The organism is Vibrio splendidus (assembly GCF_002873455.1).
Taxonomy (GTDB): domain Bacteria; phylum Pseudomonadota; class Gammaproteobacteria; order Enterobacterales; family Vibrionaceae; genus Vibrio; species Vibrio splendidus_J.
In genome coordinates this window covers 147032-162698 of sequence record NZ_MCUN01000009.1, presented here as the reverse complement: position 1 = coordinate 162698, position 15667 = coordinate 147032, and the positions used below count along the sequence as shown (strand labels likewise).

Below are 15667 nucleotides of genomic sequence, written 5' to 3'. Positions count from 1 at the left end.
TAAATGCATGCCGGAGTGTTCTCTTTTTTGTCGGCCAAATACAGTAAGGACAAATAATGAAACAACTCCCAAAAAAATCACTCATCGCGTTATCACTACTTAGCGTAAGTGGTGCAAGCTTCGGTCACGGTTATGTCTCGGCATACGATAATGGCGTAGCAGAAAGCCGTGTCGCGTTGTGTAAATTCCCAGCGAGTGATACACAACAAAAAAACACAGACTGTGGTGGTATTCAATATGAACCACAAAGTGTAGAAGGCCCTGAAGGCTTCCCTGAAAGCGGCCCAACCGATGGCAAAATTGCTAGTGCACAATCTTCTTTAGCTGCAGCACTAGATGAGCAAACAGCCGATCGCTGGGTTAAGCGCCCGATCAAATCTGGTTCTCAATACTTTGAGTGGACGTTCACAGCGAACCACAAAACCCGTGATTGGAAATATTACATTACTCAACCAGATTGGAACCCAAACCAACCTTTGGCGCGCAGCTCTTTTGATTTAACGCCATTCTGCGTCGTCGAAGGCAATATGGAACAACCACCGATGCAAGTAAGCCACTTGTGTAATGTCCCAGAACGTGAAGGTTATCAGGTGATCCTTGCTGTATGGGATGTGGGTGACACTGCTGCAGCTTTCTACAACGTTATCGATGTGAAGTTTGACGGTGATGGCCCTGTTATCCCGGATTGGGATCAAGGTGGTCAAATTAACCCAACACAAGATCTCAACATTGGCGACGCAGTTTACACTCGAGTCTTCGACCAATCAGGTGAGAACGCTTCATACAGTACAGAGCTAGTGATTGAAAGTTCTGAGCAAGGTAAAGCAAACAACTGGTCTTACTCGCTTGCTTCTAAGATCAATCAAGAGCAAACGCAAATCAAATCAGGTCAATTAAATGACCAAGGTGATTTCGCGCCAGTGTACGGCACTAACCCTGTTTATCTAAAAGCTGGCTCTGGCTTTAACAGTGTAGAAATCGGCTACAAGATTGATACTCCAGAGCCAGATCATGATCTAGAAGTAACAGGCCTAGAATCAGAGTATGTTATTGATGAGAATCAACCTACACAGCTTGATCTTACATTAGCGGCAACTGGCGATATTCAAGCTGAACTTACCGTTTACAATCATCACCGAGAAGCACTTGCATCTCAGAAATCTGAACTAGCAGACGGACAAGTTGAAGATGTTCAACTGACTCTATCTAAGTCGGAAGCAGGCCACCACATGCTTGTGATCGTGACGAAAGATGACCAAGGTAACTTAGTGGATCAGAACACGCTTGATTTCCATTTAATGGACGAGCAAACGCCTCCACCAGCCGGCGACTATGACTTCGTGTTCCCAGAAAACATAGAGTCTTACACAGCCGGTACTAAAGTACTAAGTAGTGATGGCGGTGTTTATCAGTGTAAAGAGTTCCCATACTCTGGTTACTGTGTTCAATGGGCTCCAACAGCAACTCAGTACGAACCAGGTGTCGGTTCACACTGGCAAGATGCTTGGAACAAAGTGGATTAATTGCTAGCGAGTGACACACTTTCGAGTAAATAAGCTTTAGCAATTAGCTAAATAAACAAAAACGGATGCTTAAGGCATCCGTTTTCTTGTTTAGTAAGGGTTAAGTGATCTTATTTAAAACTAATAATCAGAGCAAATAATGATCCGCCAACAGAGCAACAAACAAAATCATGAGATGATAAATAGAGAACTTAAAGGTCTTCATCGCCATATTAGGCTCATCACGATACTTGAGCACCCAAGCGTGATAGACAAACCCGCCGTTGAGTACCAATGAGGCAGTTAGATATATCCAACTGCTCATGCCGACCAATACAGGCAATATACATACGATGCTAAGCAACAAGGTATAGAGCAAAATAGAAGTCTTGGTGTATTCGATTCCGTGGGTCACAGGCAGCATGGGGATGTTCACTTTGGCATACTCGTCACGACGATGAATTGCCAACGCCCAGAAGTGCGGAGGGGTCCAAATAAAGATGATCATCACCAACAACCAAGCGTTTGAATGCAGTTCATTGGTTACGGCCGTCCAGCCTAATAAGGGTGGCATAGCGCCAGCAATTCCGGCTATCACGATGTTTTGCGGCGTCGCTCGTTTCAAATACATGGTATAAATCACCGCGTAACCTAATAAGCTAGCAAAGGTTAACCAAGCGGTGAGTTGATTGACCCACACCACAAGCGTGACGAAACCAAGTAAGCCGATACCCGCGGCAAAGCTGAACACGCGCGCACTACTCAGTTCACCGGATGGTAAAGGTCGCCGATTTGTTCGAGTCATTTGTCCATCGATCTTTTTGTCGATCAAATGGTTAAACGCTGCTGCCGAACCTGCCATTAACCCTATCCCAATCATCCCGAACAGAGTTTGTTGTAAAGGCAATCCATTAGGCACAGCCAAACACATCCCAACCAATGCCGTCAGCAGCATCAAAGCCACTACTTTGGGTTTAGTGAGTGTTAAGTAGACTTTCCAAACAGCTTTGTTTTTTCCCGCCATTTCATTGCTTAAAGCGATATCATTGCTGATTGCTATCTTAGGACTTGAGGCTACGTCTTGAACCACCACTCCATGTTGTGTTGACGTTCTACTGACCATGATTACCTCCTTGTAATACACTGTTCTTCACCAAGCTCTCACTCGGTTTGCGTTGCCAAACCACAAAGTTGGTCACTACCATGCTAATGAGTAACATCGCTGCGACTAGGTTATGCAAAACCGCAACTGAAATGGGTAAATGAAACCATACGTTACTGATCCCAAGGCTGATTTGAGTAAACAAGACGATTGTGACAATCACGCTCAGCTTTTGGTGAGGCGCTTGGCCAAATTTCCATAGCTGGTACACGATCATCAGCACCGTTAACGATGCCACAATAGCCCCGAACCTGTGCATGACATGTATGGTGAGCCTTGCGGGATATTCCAACACACCAAACTCATAGTTATCATGTCCGTGTTGAGCAAAATCGAACGCATTTTTGAAGTCGAGATAATTCGCCCAGTTACCTTCACAGATGGGTAATTGAGTACACACCAAAGCGGCATAGTTCGACGATGTCCAACCACCAAGTAGTATCTGCCCGACCACAATGAGTAGCCCGAATAGCGCTGAGACTTTAAGTGAAGACGTGTACGAAGCCTCACCAAAACGGCTTTGGAATTGAGACAAACGACAGTAGAGCAGACACAACAACGACAGCAGCGTGAAGCCTCCCATCAAATGCGCCATAACGACAACGGGCATCAACTTGAGCGTCACCGTCCACATCCCTAATAAGGCTTGAAAGATCACGGTTGCAGAGATAAGTAATGGTAATCCAATCGGTGTGATGTTCCTTTTGATACACCAAGCAACAACGACAAAGATAAGCAGCCCTAATGTTCCTGCAAAGTAACGATGGATCATCTCTATCCATGCTTTGCCTGATTCGAGAGCACGCTCTGGAAATTGCAGATTGGCTTGATTCACCGCCAGTGCGTCAGAGGGAACGGTGATTTTTCCATAACACCCCGGCCAATCAGGGCAGCCAAGGCCAGCATCAGACAAACGGGTATAAGCGCCGAGCACAATCACGGTAAGGGTTAACAAAATAGTTAATCTCATCACGTGTATGAGTAAATCGGGGACTTTATTCGGCATCACTTATCTCCCTATACTTATTCCCTTTCGGCTAATAACACTCAAGCATTAACGCAATCTGCTAAAGCTTGTAAACTCAAGGTTATCAACTTAAGCTTATTAACTTTAAGCTTATCTACTACCCAACACGTGACAGCTTGAGTAACTTTCTTAGATCATGAATCATGCCTTTGGATTGACCAACTAACTGCGACGGGTCAGAAACGCTTTTGTATTCCATAACCAATTGCCCTAATGGGTCAATTATGACAATGGAAGCAGGCGCAAACTCAGTACTTAACTGATCACCACCCGCTAACAAAGACAGATCAGGCTTATTGAACGAACCCGACAACGAGTTACCTTCTGAGACGAAAACAACAGCGGTCACTCGCTCTTTGTTTTTCCCTAACGCCAAGTAGCTTTGATTCAAATAATGGAGCTGTTGTTCGCACAAGCTTTCGCACTCTGTGGGAGCGATATAACCCACTAACCACCCCTCTCCAGCCATAGGTATCGTTACACCAAAATCCGCGAGCGTGACTCTTGGTTCTACCAATTCGCCTGAGTTAGTGACACCTGATGTATACCAATTCTGATCCAACACAGTTTTGGCGATAATGGCTGGCAAAGCGAAAATTAAAACCATTCCGATTAATACCAAACGCCCTTTAGTACGACGGCCTTTAAGCTCAGCCGTGTTTTCTTCGGTACTTTCCCTGTTCACTTGTGCTTGAGACTTATCCATCTTTATTTCCTGTATTAGGCGTTGTTTTGAGATACCGATAGCCAACCAAAATCATCAAAAACAAAAGCACAGTTGCCATTACAAACCATTGAAATGAGTAACCGAAGTGCTTCTCAGATTTCATTGCCGTCGGTCGCCATAACAACTCATAAGGCCATGATTCTAAGCTTTGCGGTTGGAAGATAAAGGGTAAAACGTCTTGTCCTGTGTACTCTGATAACGCTGTTATGTTTAGGTTTTGGATTCTATTTGGTGTCGTATTTTCTAAAGCCAACTCATGGCTTAAAGGATTCACCGAACGTGTATACAAACGCCCTGACATATTGGTTGGTAGTGCGATGCTTCCTAGTTGTGGGAGTTCTCTTCTGTCACGGCTCGCTGCAACAAACCCAAGATCGATCAACAACTGCTTTTTATGTAAAAGCTGATCCCCTTTCTCTTGAGATTGAACCTCACCCAACATGTAAATCACGTACCCTACCTTTCCTTGGTTAATCTGGTTGTCTAACAAGAGTATCAAACCACTCTTATTTACTATTTCAACATCGACCTTTAGTCCATTTAGAGCTTGAGGATTCAATGACTCTTGCGCCGGTAAACGAGAGTCTTGCCACTCAGAAATAATGACACCTAAAGATTGTGACGATTGCTGCGCTCTTTCTGATAGCTGTTGTTCATAGCGTAATTTCTCGTTACCTCTGTCTAACTGCCACAAACCCAACTTGATTAAAATGCTGACTGAAACCACAGTTAAAACAACCGCTATCCAAAAACCTTTACTGCGGAACTTGTGTTCATCATCAATCAATCGGTTTGGAGTTATCACTATGGCGTCATCTACCTTTGTGTTGTTATTTAAAATTGTATTGGTCGCTTTGTTGTTTTTTATCGCTTTCAATTTGATGAAAGGTCTAATCCAAATCGCCTCAGGTAAACACAATGGCAAAAGGCTGAGTCACTTCTTGGGTCGTCGTGTCATGTGGTCAGCCGTTGTCGTGCTACTGTTGTTACTTGCTTTGGGATCAGGAGTGATAACTCCCAACCCCCGCCCCTATTAATCTCCAGTAGGCTCAGCAGTTTGGGCTGCATATGGGATTAGATCTGCATATGTCGTTAAAGCACATAAACAAATACGAACAACCCTAGCCAAACCACATCAACAAAGTGCCAATACCAACTGCCCGCTTGAAACGCAAAATGGTCTTTCGGCGTGAAGTGGTCTTTCGCAACCCTTGCCAGCAACACAATCAAAAAGATCGTTCCTAAACAAACATGCAAACCATGGAATCCCGTCAATAAGAAGAAGGTATTGCCATAGATACCGGATTGAAGTGTCAGTCCCATCTCTTGATAAGCGTGAAGATACTCTTCAACTTGGAAGAACAGGAAAAATCCAGCCAGAACAATGGTTATTTCCAGCCATACGATCAAAGCCATACGCTTATTTTGTTCAAGACTGATATGTGCCATGTGCAGCGTCACAGAGGAGAGCAGCAGGATAATGGTGTTTTTAAGCGGGATACCTTGCCAAGCCATCGCTTCTGTTGTCACACCATCCGGTGTCGTCGTCAACGGCCACATTGATTGAAACATCGGCCACAACACTTCGTGAGTCATTGCATTGTTGCCCGCCCCACCAATCCAAGGGACAGAAATCATTCGAGCGTAGAAAAGCGCGCCAAAGAAAGCGCCGAAGAACATGATTTCGGAAAAGATGAACCAACTCATTCCTTGTCTAAAAGAACGAGATATTTGCTCAGAATAGAGACCACTCAATGATTCCGTGATTACATTGCTAAACCAACCCGCAAGCATGAAAAGCAATACACAAAACCCAACTAACAGCACCGCTTTTCCAAACACGCCACCAGCGGCATCGGTACCCATGTTTTGCACCGTTAAGCCAGCACCAACCGCGACCAAAAACAAAGCAACAGCAACCACTAATGGCCAGTGGCTTTGATGTGGAACGAAATAAACTTCCTTTTTAGAACTCATCGCTCAACTCCTTATGTTGATACTGGTTCTGTAAATCCCTAGTTACTTGCGAGTGTGCTCGCTTTTGGTGAGCCAGATTGTAGTGTGCTCAATGTTGATGTGCTCACTTCAGGCTTACTTGTCTCTCTACTCACCTGACTCGTGATATTGAATAACGTGTAAGAGAGCGTAAGCGTATGTATCGATTCTGGAATATCGGGCTCAATGTAAAATATCAACCCCATTTCAGCGGTTTTGTGCCCATCCAATGGTTGCTGATTGAAACAAAAGCATTCCATCTTATTGAAGTAAGTTGCCCCCATACCTGGAGAAACCGATGGTACGGCTTGCCCAACCAATGAGACTCCAGATAGGTTTTTAGCAATGTAATTGGTTTGCACTACCTCACCAGGGTGAACCTCTAACACTCGAACCTCAGGCGAAAATTGCCAAGGCATATCTGGCTTAATATGAGACATGAATTCAACTCGGACCGTACGAGAGTAGTCGGGCTGCATTCCCTGAGGCTGAACGGCAGAAACCGTATTGGTTTTGCCATTTATCCCTAAGGCGTCACACATCACATCGTAGAGCGGCACCAAAGCAAAGCCGAAACCAAACATCGCAACCACACTCAAGACTAAATAGCCTGTCAGCTTTTTAGTCGATCGCTTCTTAGACAGGTTCTTGGACTGCTGTGTCTCTTGATTTAGATCGCTTTGCTTATCACTCATGGCTCCTCCCTTTAATCAACTTTAGGTGGATGAGTAAAAGTATGGTGAGGCGCTGGGCTAGGAACGGTCCACTCTAGACCTTCAGCTCTGTCCCAAGGTTTGCTCGGCGCAGGCTCTCCGCCTTTCACACACTTAACGACTAGCCATAAGAAGATCAGCTGAGACAAACCAAAGGCAAATCCCCCTATAGACACCACTTGGTTAACATCAGCAAACTGAATCGCATAATCCGGAATACGACGCGGCATTCCGGCTAACCCTAAGAAGTGCATTGGGAAAAACAGAACATTGACCGATATCACCGACGTCCAGAAATGCCATAAGCTGAGCTTGTGGTCGTACATATGCCCTGTCCACTTAGGCAGCCAGTAATAGGCCGCTGCCATAATTGAGAACACGGCACCTGTCACCAGAACATAATGGAAGTGAGCCACAACAAAATAGGTGTCATGGTATTGGAAATCAGCAGGAACAATCGCGAGCATCAATCCAGATAACCCACCAATCGTAAACAGAACGATAAATGCGATAGCAAACAGCATTGGCGTTTCAAAAGTTAAAGCCCCCCGCCACATGGTCGCCACCCAGTTAAACACTTTAACTCCCGTAGGCACCGCAATCAGCATGGTGCAATACATGAAGAATAACTCGGCAAATACCGGCATACCCGTGGTAAACATGTGATGCGCCCAAACCAAGAATGACAGTAGTGCGATACTACAAGTCGCGTACACCATCGAGTGGTAGCCAAATAAGCGCTTGCCACTAAATGCTGGAATGATGGCCGAGACAATACCGAAAGACGGTAAGATCATGATGTACACTTCTGGGTGTCCAAAGAACCAAAATATATGCTGGAACATCACCGGGTCCCCACCACCAGCGGCATCAAAAAAGCTCGTCCCAAAATACTTATCCGTCAATACCATGGTGACGGCTCCCGCGAGCACGGGCATGACGGCGATCAATAGGAAAGCGGTAATCAACCAAGTCCATACGAACATTGGTAGCTTGAACCAAGTCATTCCCGGTGCGCGCATATTCACAATGGTTACGATGACGTTAATCGCTCCCATGATAGAACTGATCCCCATAATATGGACGGAAAACACAAACAACGCTGTACTATCAGGACCATAAGTCGTTGAGAGCGGCGCATAAAATGTCCAACCAAAACTTGGGCCGCCTCCTTCAGTAAACAAAGATCCGATTAAAATTAGAAAAGCAAAAGGCAGAATCCAGAAACTGAGGTTGTTCATTCTCGGCAAAGCCATATCTGGAGCGCCGATCATCATTGGAATCATCCAGTTAGCTAAGCCTGTAAATGCAGGCATCACCGCACCAAACACCATTATCAAACCATGAACAGTGGTCATCTGGTTGAAGAAATCTGGCTCAACGAGTTGTAACCCAGGTTGGAATAGCTCCGCACGGATCACCATTGCCATGGCTCCGCCCGTTAAGAACATCGCAAAACTGAACCACAAATAAAGTGTACCTATGTCTTTATGATTGGTTGAATACAGCCATCGCGCCCAACCTTTAGGTGCTGCATGCGAGTCGTGATCATCAACAGGCAAATCATTATTGTCCAGCGTACCTTCGGCAGAATGGCTCAATGTTTGGTCTTCTGCTGGAGCCGATTTCACCGGCTTATTAATTGGTGAACTCATAACTGCTCCTTAGCATCGTTTTGTGCTTCATCCATTAAGCCTTGCGTTGTATCCGTAGAACCTTGCGTTTCGTCCGTTAAACCTTGTTCGCCAGCAGCTTGATCTCCGCCTGCTTGTCTCGCCTTATAAGCGTTCACATCTGAAGCCTGAACCACATCACCTGCGTCATTACCCCATGCATTTCTTTGATAAGTAATAACCGCTGCTATCTCTTTTTCGGTTAACTGATTATCGAACGCCTGCATTGCTGTGCCACCACGACCATAAACAATCGTGTCAATGTGAACATCCACATCACCAAGGGCAATAGGGCTTCCCTTAATCGCGGGAAATGCGCCAGGAATACCTTCTCCGTTGACTTGATGACAAACGGCGCAACGAGTTTTGTAAACTTCTTCACCGATGACATTCAATTCATCTAAGGAAAGTGACGCATCTAGTGCATCTTGCGCCGCTTGCTGTGCGGCTATCGCCAATTCTTTTTGTTCTGCTAACCATGCGTCAAACTCGGCTTCTTCCATGGCATGGACCACGATTGGCATGAAACCATGAGCGCGGCCACACAACTCAGCACATTGGCCTCGATAAACACCAGGCTCATCGATCTTTGTCCACGCCTCGTTTATGAAACCGGGAATAGTATCTTTCTTAACCGCGAAAGCTGGTACCCACCATGAGTGGATAACGTCATCGGAAGTCATCAAGAAACGAACTTTGCGATTGATTGGCAGTACTAGAGGCTTATCAACTTCTAACAAATAATGTGCCCCTTTCACTTCGATGCCTTCTATCTCTTTATCGCTAGTGGCCAAAAGACTGAAAAACTCAACGTCTTCACCAAAATAGCTGTAATGCCATTTCCATTGTGAGCCGGTAATTTTAATCGTTAGATCTGACTGGGAGGTATCTTCCATCGCTATCAAAGTTTTTGTTGCAGGAATAGCCATAGCGATGAGGATAATAATCGGAATGATGGTCCAAAGGATTTCTACTTTGGTGCTTTCATGAAAATGTGCAGCTACCGCGCCCTTCGACTTTCTATGTCTCAAAATCGAATAAAACATCACACCAAAAACGGCGAACGCGATCGCACAACAGATGTAGAAGATAAGCATATGGAGTTCATACACTTTGCCGCTGATCTCAGTAACACCTTGTGTCATATTGTATTCACTAGTTGCATGTACTAGAGGCGATACTAAAACCACAACAAAACTATTCAAAAGCCACATTAGCCTGACCAATAATCTTTTCAAAAGATCTCTCCTTATCCTTCCTAATTGGATACTTGCGACCTAAATGTCGTTGCGAGCTGTTTCACTACGATCTAAATGTCATTACGAGCGGGACTAGATTCATTGTTGCTCCAACTTCACATGAAAAGGCTGAATCTCAATCTACATCTCACATGGAAATAGCCTGCAAACGCACTGCTTACCTCATATCAACCTGTGAACTAATACGGGTCAAAAGCGTTAGAGGTTCCCATAAAAGATTCAAAAACGACGAATATGTTAAAATTTGTTATATTTATGTAAAAGGCTAGTTAGTGATATCCAATTGTTCAAGGTAAGTTTACTTACTAAACAGTCAATTATTCAAAGTGGCTTTACCCATGTGCCTTTCCCTTGCTGTTGGAATTTATTTTAAATCGAGTTTTACGATTGCTTTCATAGAAATGATAATCAGTATCATTTAAATTAAATCAACAGAAAGACACCCCGATATGAAAAGGTTTAGTGATTATGCAAGATGCAATGAACTGGTTAGCGAGAGACCCAGACCCAAGAACTCGTGAAGAGCTTCAATACCTTATCGATGAGGGAATGCACGATGAAATTGAAGACCGTTTTATTCAACGATTAGAATTCGGAACGGCGGGACTGCGCGGCAAAGTTGGGTGCGGTCCAAATCGAATGAACCGTTTAGTCATACAAGAAACAACAACCGGATTAGGTCACTATTTAATAGAACATATTGCCAATACGGCGATTCGTGGTGTGGTTGTGGGGTATGACGGACGTCTAGACTCTAAACAATTCGCCATCGATACCGCTTCAGTACTGACAGCCTTAGGAATTAAGGTTTATTTGACCGCGAACGTGGCGGCAACACCGATTATTGCCTTTGGTATTGAACACTTCAACGCTGCGGCCGCTGTTGTAGTGACGGCCAGCCATAACCCACCGGAGTACAATGGTTTCAAAGTGTACTGGGAAAATGGCGCACAAATCATTCCCCCTCACGATGCAGGTATCGCTGCTGAAATTGAAATAGCCTCGACGAAGCCTATCCCTCTACTCAGCCTAAGTGATGCAGAGAAACAAGGTAAGTTAGTGTGGCTAACCGAGGGCTATTATCAAACTTATCGCGCTGCGATCAATCAGAGTCCACATGTAAACAACAATATCGAATCAGCAAACATAACCATTACCTACACGGCAATGCATGGTGTAGGCGCGCAAATGGCAGAAGATCTTCTCCATGATGCAGGGTTCCACAAGGTATTCAGTGTGCCGGAACAAAGAGAACCTGATGGTCACTTCCCGACGGTAAACTTCCCGAACCCGGAAGAAAAAGGCGCGATGGATCTGGTGATAAACCTAGCGAAAAGTGTCGATGCAGACATAGCTTGTGCCAATGACCCAGATGCAGACCGATTTGCCGTTGCTGTTAGAACTGACGATACAGCTAGAACCGACGATGCTTCGTACAAGATGCTGACAGGCGACCAAGTGGGTGTGCTATTCGCGCATTACTTGCTATCAAAGCCTCATACCAAAAACCAATTAGTTGGCAACAGTATCGTCTCTTCAACTCTGCTTGAAAAGGTGGCGGAATCTCATGGTGCGACTTATTTCCAAACACTGACTGGTTTCAAATGGTTAGCTAATATTGGCATGCAATTAGAAGACGAAAACAACGAGTTTTTGTTCGCCTACGAGGAAGCACTTGGTTACACGATTGGTACTCAGGTTCGTGATAAAGATGGCCTGTCTGCTATCGTTGTTTTTGCCCAATTGGTAGAAGAGTTAAAGTCTCAAGGTCGTACCGTTTGGGATCTCCTCGCTCAGATTTCATTGGAACATGGTGTCCATACCAACGCGCAGCGAAGTATTGCTCTTAACCCTGATTCACCATCGATTGGCTCTAAACTCAGAGCAGCACAACCCAAATTGATAGGTGGTGTCACTGTCTCTGTGATTGAAGACCTGCAATCATCTTTGCGATACATCGTGGACGGCGAGACTGAGACCATTAACTTGCCATCGAGTGACGTGTTGATTTATCACCTCGAAGATGGTTCACGTATTATCGTCCGCCCTTCAGGAACAGAGCCAAAAGTTAAGGTTTACTACGAGACGGTAACAAAGTTTGAAGGGACAGAAACCTATGACGATACTCGTAAGCGCGGTGAAGAGTACATGGATAAGCTCATCGAACAACACCAGAAAGAACTGAATTCTTAGCGATTTGGTGTTTTCAATCTATCGTGGTTGAAAGTAAAATACAGTTGAAAACAAAAAATGGACGCTCGAAGCGTCCATTTTTGTATCGGCGGCTAACCCCGACAAACTGTTTGAGTTACAGTCTACGAGGTAACGAAAGAAGACAGCATCCACACCGCCAACACGATAAAAACTCCGCCCATCACTTTCTGCTGATAAGTGCGAAATTTAGCATTTTCTACCAAAGATTTACCAATCGTACCCACTAACGTCACAAGCAAAAAGTTGAACGTCAAACCTAGCACATTCAGCAGTAAACCCAGAACGAGCATCTGCTCACCCGAAGTCGCTTCAATATTCGTCGACACAAACTGCGGTAAGAACATCACGAAGAAAACCAACGCTTTAGGATTGAGCAGGTTACTAATAAGTGCTCGTTGGTAGTAGGCTTTTGCAGCACGATTATCGCTTAACTCAGGCGCGTCGCCCTGCTCTGTTCGAAGACAATCCCACCCCATCTTTAATAAGTAAGTGCCACCTAATAGATGAAGGGCTTTTAGAGCAATCGGGCTCATCGCAATCAACGCTGAAACACCCATTGCTGCTAATACTGTCAGGATGATTCCAGAAGTCGCATTCCCTAAGCTCGCAAACACACCGACCTTGCGGCCATAGCTCATACTTGAGCTCGCGATGAGTAACATATCAGGACCAGGTAAAAGGAGAAGTGCAACAACGGCAGTCAAGTAAACAGGTAAGATGGTTAAGTCGATCATGGGTTTCAGTATTGATAAAAACGGAGCCGGATTTTATATCAATTACAAATACCCTTCCAGATACAATCAGCTATTTGATGATTAAATGTTCGAACTAACAACCAGTACCAGTCAATAAAGCCAAGTTATTAACTAAAAATAAATATGATTAACTAAAAAAAACAATATGATTAACTCGCTACCCATTCGATCTCAATCAATGTGGTTTCTCCACACTTAAGGCGACCAAGGAAGATATCACCGCGGTGTACTTCTCCAACGCCTTTAGGAGTGCCTGTCATGACCACATCACCGTCGAGCAGTGTCGTGTAAGAGGACAGTTCTTCGAGGATAGTTTGCGGGGAATATAGCATCTGTTCAACGTGTCCTTTTTGAACGCGAACACAGTTAATAAACAGTTCTAGATTCAAGTCTGTAAGGTCTAAGTTATCGGTTGGAACAAAACGACTAAACACAGCCGAACCATCAAACGCTTTGGCGCGCTCCCAAGGTAAGCCTTTCGCTTTCAAGTTACTTTGAAGCTCACGTTTGGTCAGATCTAACCCTAACCCCACCGCCGAAAATTCACCTTTTTCAACGATGAAACAGATTTCAGCTTCGTAGTGCAGAGCTTCTTGATGAAAAGAACTTAAGGTAGAAGTAACGCTGGTATTCGGTTTGTTAAAAACCACCATCGAGTCAGGGATAGCATTGTTGAGTTCTTCAATATGATCAACATAGTTACGCCCAACACACAGCACTTTGGTCGGTGTTGCTGTTCGTTTTGAATTCATCAATTGTTCCTGATCTACAACGCTGCTCATAGTTTGTCCCTGCACTATTTTTTGGAGTGCAAAGTTTACCGCAACATAATGAGAGAATCTTCGACAAGAAGGTTACCGATCTCTAAATTCTGATCTTTAGCTCAATTCGATGATTTGAATACTTTTAAGTGAGTATCTCGATCGCTCCACTAGAAGTAGAGTCATAAGCTTGCATAAATTAGAGAAAATGAAACTAAAAGAGACAGTTAGATTTGAAGAGCATTAAAACGAAAAAAGCCCTCTCTAACCAAAAGGCTTGAGAGGGCTTAGCATGGTGTCTAGGACAGTATCCTAAAAGGTAAACTTAAGGAGTAAACACTATGCTAAATTAGTTTGCGACTTATAGGTAGTAACGAGCACCAAGTAGCCACTGGTCATCAGCTTTTTCTTTGTAAGTAGAACCAGAACCTTGTAGATCAAATTGGTAACCAGCAAAGCCTACGAACTGAGACGTGAAGTTGTATTCAGCTTGTAAAGCAGTTGTGCTGTACACAGTCTCGCTCTTCTTATCATCTTCGACTGCTTCGTAGTTAACGCTTAGGTTAAGGCTGTTAGAAAGAGCGTAAGAAGCTAGCAATTCAATCGCAACTGTCTCTTCAAGAACATCACCTTTGTATGAGTTCATGTAACCGTTCATTGCGTAAACACCAGCAAGGTAAAGACCTTCAGCGCCATATGAACCATAAGTTGCACTTAGTACGTGTGAATCAGCTGTTTTAGAACCCGTAATACCTGAGTACTTAACATCACCAGTATTGTAAGCGTAGTTTGCAGTAACGTCAGCAATAGCGTAGTTCAAAGCAATTTGACCACGGTTACCGTATTCATTTGCACCGTCAGCTTTACGACCTTGCCATGCAACAGCAGCGCTTAGAGAACCAGCGTCACCGAAATCGATAGCGTTACCGTAGCTCACCATCTCTTCACCACGACCAGTACCTAGGTTACCGTGATCTTCGTAGATGAAGTCGTTTGCGAATGCGATTGGCATATCAGCAACACCAGCAACGTTGTAGTAAGGTGCCCATTGAGTACCCACTGCAGCGCGGCCGTAGTCATCATGAGAAAGACCAACGTAACCAAGACGAGTTGTGAATGACTCATCACCACCGTCAAGCATGTTTAGCGCCCATTCACCTTTAGCGTCAGCAGTGAAGCCGTTGCCTAGCTCATGAGTTGCACCGAAGTTAATACGTGGAGATACAGACTCAACACCGATGTCATCGCTGTTAAGGCGGTCATCACTGTTTACATCGCCAACTGCAACTGAAACGTGCCCGCCAACTGAGAATGTTGTGCCGTCTTCGTTGTAAAGTTCTACAGCAACTGCCTGTGTACCAAATACTGCACCAGAAATTGCTAGCGCTAAAAGTTTCTTATTCATTGTCATATCCATTATGTAACTGGGTGAGTTATTCACTAACAACCTCGTGCTTACGGAGAAGTTGTTACCTGCATTTAACAAGTAGGCAAACACTAATATACGAATGACAAAAAAGTTGCATTAAAATATATAAAATTTAAAAAAATCACGCTATAAAAAACAAAAAATCCTTTTAAAACAATAAATTAAATAGAGGTTTACCGATGGGCTTTTTTATTTATTGAGACAAAAACCTCGATCTTTTTTGATTTTTTAGTCACTAAAAAAGCATTAAAAATCCATTTCAAAATTGACTCATCAGACCATAGAGAGGCGAACCTTCAACTCTGAAACATCTTGTAACATGCAGAACCCAGTTGAAATATTTAGCTTTGTGAAACAATTCCCGATTTGAGCTAGGAGAAATTGCTCAATTGAAAGTTCAATAGAGTAAATACAAAAAAGGGCAACCAATCAGCGACTGGTTGCCCTTAA

14 protein-coding genes are annotated in these 15667 nt (G+C 44.2%); 3 read left to right on the top strand and 11 right to left on the bottom strand.

Features of this window, described 5'->3' with window-relative positions:
- Window positions 1-56 precede the first annotated feature (56 nt).
- Window positions 57-1523 (top strand): N-acetylglucosamine-binding protein GbpA, encoded by a 1467-nt coding sequence (gene gbpA, locus BCU75_RS07770; RefSeq protein ID WP_102473441.1) that lies wholly within the window; start codon window positions 57-59, stop codon window positions 1521-1523.
- Window positions 1524-1650: 127 nt separating this feature from the next.
- Here gbpA and cyoE read toward each other — a convergent pair whose 3' ends face one another.
- From cyoE to BCU75_RS07750, 4 genes are all read right to left on the bottom strand, one after another.
- Complete coding sequence (cyoE, locus tag BCU75_RS07765; protein ID WP_102473440.1) at window positions 1651-2625, bottom strand: heme o synthase; 975 nt, start codon at window positions 2623-2625, stop codon at window positions 1651-1653.
- Window positions 2615-3670: a COX15/CtaA family protein gene (locus BCU75_RS07760; protein ID WP_102473439.1), complete on the bottom strand. Its 1056-nt coding sequence runs from the start codon at window positions 3668-3670 to the stop codon at window positions 2615-2617. The genes cyoE and BCU75_RS07760 overlap by 11 nt, the downstream gene beginning before the upstream one ends.
- A gap of 118 nt (window positions 3671-3788) precedes the next feature.
- Entirely contained in the window at window positions 3789-4397 is a 609-nt protein-coding gene (locus tag BCU75_RS07755; protein WP_102473438.1) for a hypothetical protein, read from the bottom strand.
- Entirely contained in the window at window positions 4390-5337 is a 948-nt protein-coding gene (locus BCU75_RS07750) for an SURF1 family protein (RefSeq protein WP_102473437.1), read from the bottom strand. Before BCU75_RS07750 ends, BCU75_RS07755 begins: the two co-directional genes overlap by 8 nt.
- Here BCU75_RS07750 and BCU75_RS07745 point away from each other — a divergent pair.
- A complete protein-coding gene (locus BCU75_RS07745; protein ID WP_029203703.1) occupies window positions 5225-5455 on the top strand; it encodes a DUF2909 family protein in 231 nt (76 codons plus the stop codon). The two genes, BCU75_RS07750 and BCU75_RS07745, sit on opposite strands and share 113 nt — an antisense overlap.
- A gap of 55 nt (window positions 5456-5510) precedes the next feature.
- On the opposite strand, the gene BCU75_RS07740 is transcribed toward BCU75_RS07745, so the two are convergent.
- Genes BCU75_RS07740 through coxB form a run of 4 tightly spaced genes read right to left on the bottom strand, consistent with a single transcriptional unit; the run spans window position 5511 to window position 10037 of the window.
- Window positions 5511-6395, bottom strand: a complete 885-nt coding sequence (locus BCU75_RS07740; protein WP_102473436.1) for a cytochrome c oxidase subunit 3 — start codon at window positions 6393-6395, stop codon at window positions 5511-5513.
- A 38-nt stretch (window positions 6396-6433) separates the two neighbouring features.
- Window positions 6434-7108, bottom strand: coding sequence for a cytochrome c oxidase assembly protein (locus BCU75_RS07735; protein WP_102473435.1), 675 nt, complete (start codon window positions 7106-7108; stop codon window positions 6434-6436).
- Between the two features lie 11 nt (window positions 7109-7119).
- The gene (ctaD, locus tag BCU75_RS07730; protein WP_102465174.1) at window positions 7120-8781 is read right to left on the bottom strand and encodes a cytochrome c oxidase subunit I; all 1662 of its coding nucleotides are present in this window, start codon (window positions 8779-8781) and stop codon (window positions 7120-7122) included.
- Window positions 8778-10037 carry a cytochrome c oxidase subunit II gene (gene coxB, locus BCU75_RS07725; RefSeq protein WP_102473434.1) on the bottom strand — a complete coding sequence of 420 codons (1260 nt, stop codon included), beginning with the start codon at window positions 10035-10037 and terminating at the stop codon, window positions 8778-8780. The genes ctaD and coxB overlap by 4 nt, the downstream gene beginning before the upstream one ends.
- Before the next feature lie 489 nt (window positions 10038-10526).
- Here coxB and BCU75_RS07720 point away from each other — a divergent pair, with 489 nt between their 5' ends.
- Complete coding sequence (locus BCU75_RS07720; RefSeq protein WP_102473433.1) at window positions 10527-12251, top strand: phospho-sugar mutase; 1725 nt, start codon at window positions 10527-10529, stop codon at window positions 12249-12251.
- Between the two features lie 122 nt (window positions 12252-12373).
- Here the strand turns inward: BCU75_RS07720 and BCU75_RS07715 are convergent, their stop codons facing one another.
- From BCU75_RS07715 to BCU75_RS07705, 3 genes are all read right to left on the bottom strand, one after another.
- Window positions 12374-13006: a LysE family translocator gene (locus BCU75_RS07715; RefSeq protein WP_102473432.1), complete on the bottom strand. Its 633-nt coding sequence runs from the start codon at window positions 13004-13006 to the stop codon at window positions 12374-12376.
- A 170-nt stretch (window positions 13007-13176) separates the two neighbouring features.
- Window positions 13177-13809: a fumarylacetoacetate hydrolase family protein gene (locus tag BCU75_RS07710; protein ID WP_102465170.1), complete on the bottom strand. Its 633-nt coding sequence runs from the start codon at window positions 13807-13809 to the stop codon at window positions 13177-13179.
- Window positions 13810-14149: 340 nt separating this feature from the next.
- On the bottom strand, window positions 14150-15193 hold the full coding sequence (locus BCU75_RS07705; protein ID WP_102473431.1) for a porin: 1044 nt from the start codon (window positions 15191-15193) through the stop codon (window positions 14150-14152).
- Window positions 15194-15667 lie beyond the last annotated feature (474 nt).

Excerpts from the sequence above, each read along its gene's own strand:
- gbpA (WP_102473441.1), top strand. The coding sequence starts at position 57 with ATGAAACAACTCCCAAAAAAATCACTCATCGCGTTATCACTACTTAGC.
- cyoE (WP_102473440.1), bottom strand. The coding sequence starts at position 2,625 with ATGGTCAGTAGAACGTCAACACAACATGGAGTGGTGGTTCAAGACGTA.
- BCU75_RS07760 (WP_102473439.1), bottom strand. The coding sequence starts at position 3,670 with ATGCCGAATAAAGTCCCCGATTTACTCATACACGTGATGAGATTAACT.
- BCU75_RS07755 (WP_102473438.1), bottom strand. The coding sequence starts at position 4,397 with ATGGATAAGTCTCAAGCACAAGTGAACAGGGAAAGTACCGAAGAAAAC.
- BCU75_RS07745 (WP_029203703.1), top strand. The coding sequence starts at position 5,225 with ATGGCGTCATCTACCTTTGTGTTGTTATTTAAAATTGTATTGGTCGCT.
- BCU75_RS07740 (WP_102473436.1), bottom strand. The coding sequence starts at position 6,395 with ATGAGTTCTAAAAAGGAAGTTTATTTCGTTCCACATCAAAGCCACTGG.
- BCU75_RS07735 (WP_102473435.1), bottom strand. The coding sequence starts at position 7,108 with ATGAGTGATAAGCAAAGCGATCTAAATCAAGAGACACAGCAGTCCAAG.
- ctaD (WP_102465174.1), bottom strand. The coding sequence starts at position 8,781 with ATGAGTTCACCAATTAATAAGCCGGTGAAATCGGCTCCAGCAGAAGAC.
- BCU75_RS07720 (WP_102473433.1), top strand. The coding sequence starts at position 10,527 with ATGCAAGATGCAATGAACTGGTTAGCGAGAGACCCAGACCCAAGAACT.
- BCU75_RS07715 (WP_102473432.1), bottom strand. The coding sequence starts at position 13,006 with ATGATCGACTTAACCATCTTACCTGTTTACTTGACTGCCGTTGTTGCA.
- BCU75_RS07710 (WP_102465170.1), bottom strand. The coding sequence starts at position 13,809 with ATGAGCAGCGTTGTAGATCAGGAACAATTGATGAATTCAAAACGAACA.
- BCU75_RS07705 (WP_102473431.1), bottom strand. The coding sequence starts at position 15,193 with ATGAATAAGAAACTTTTAGCGCTAGCAATTTCTGGTGCAGTATTTGGT.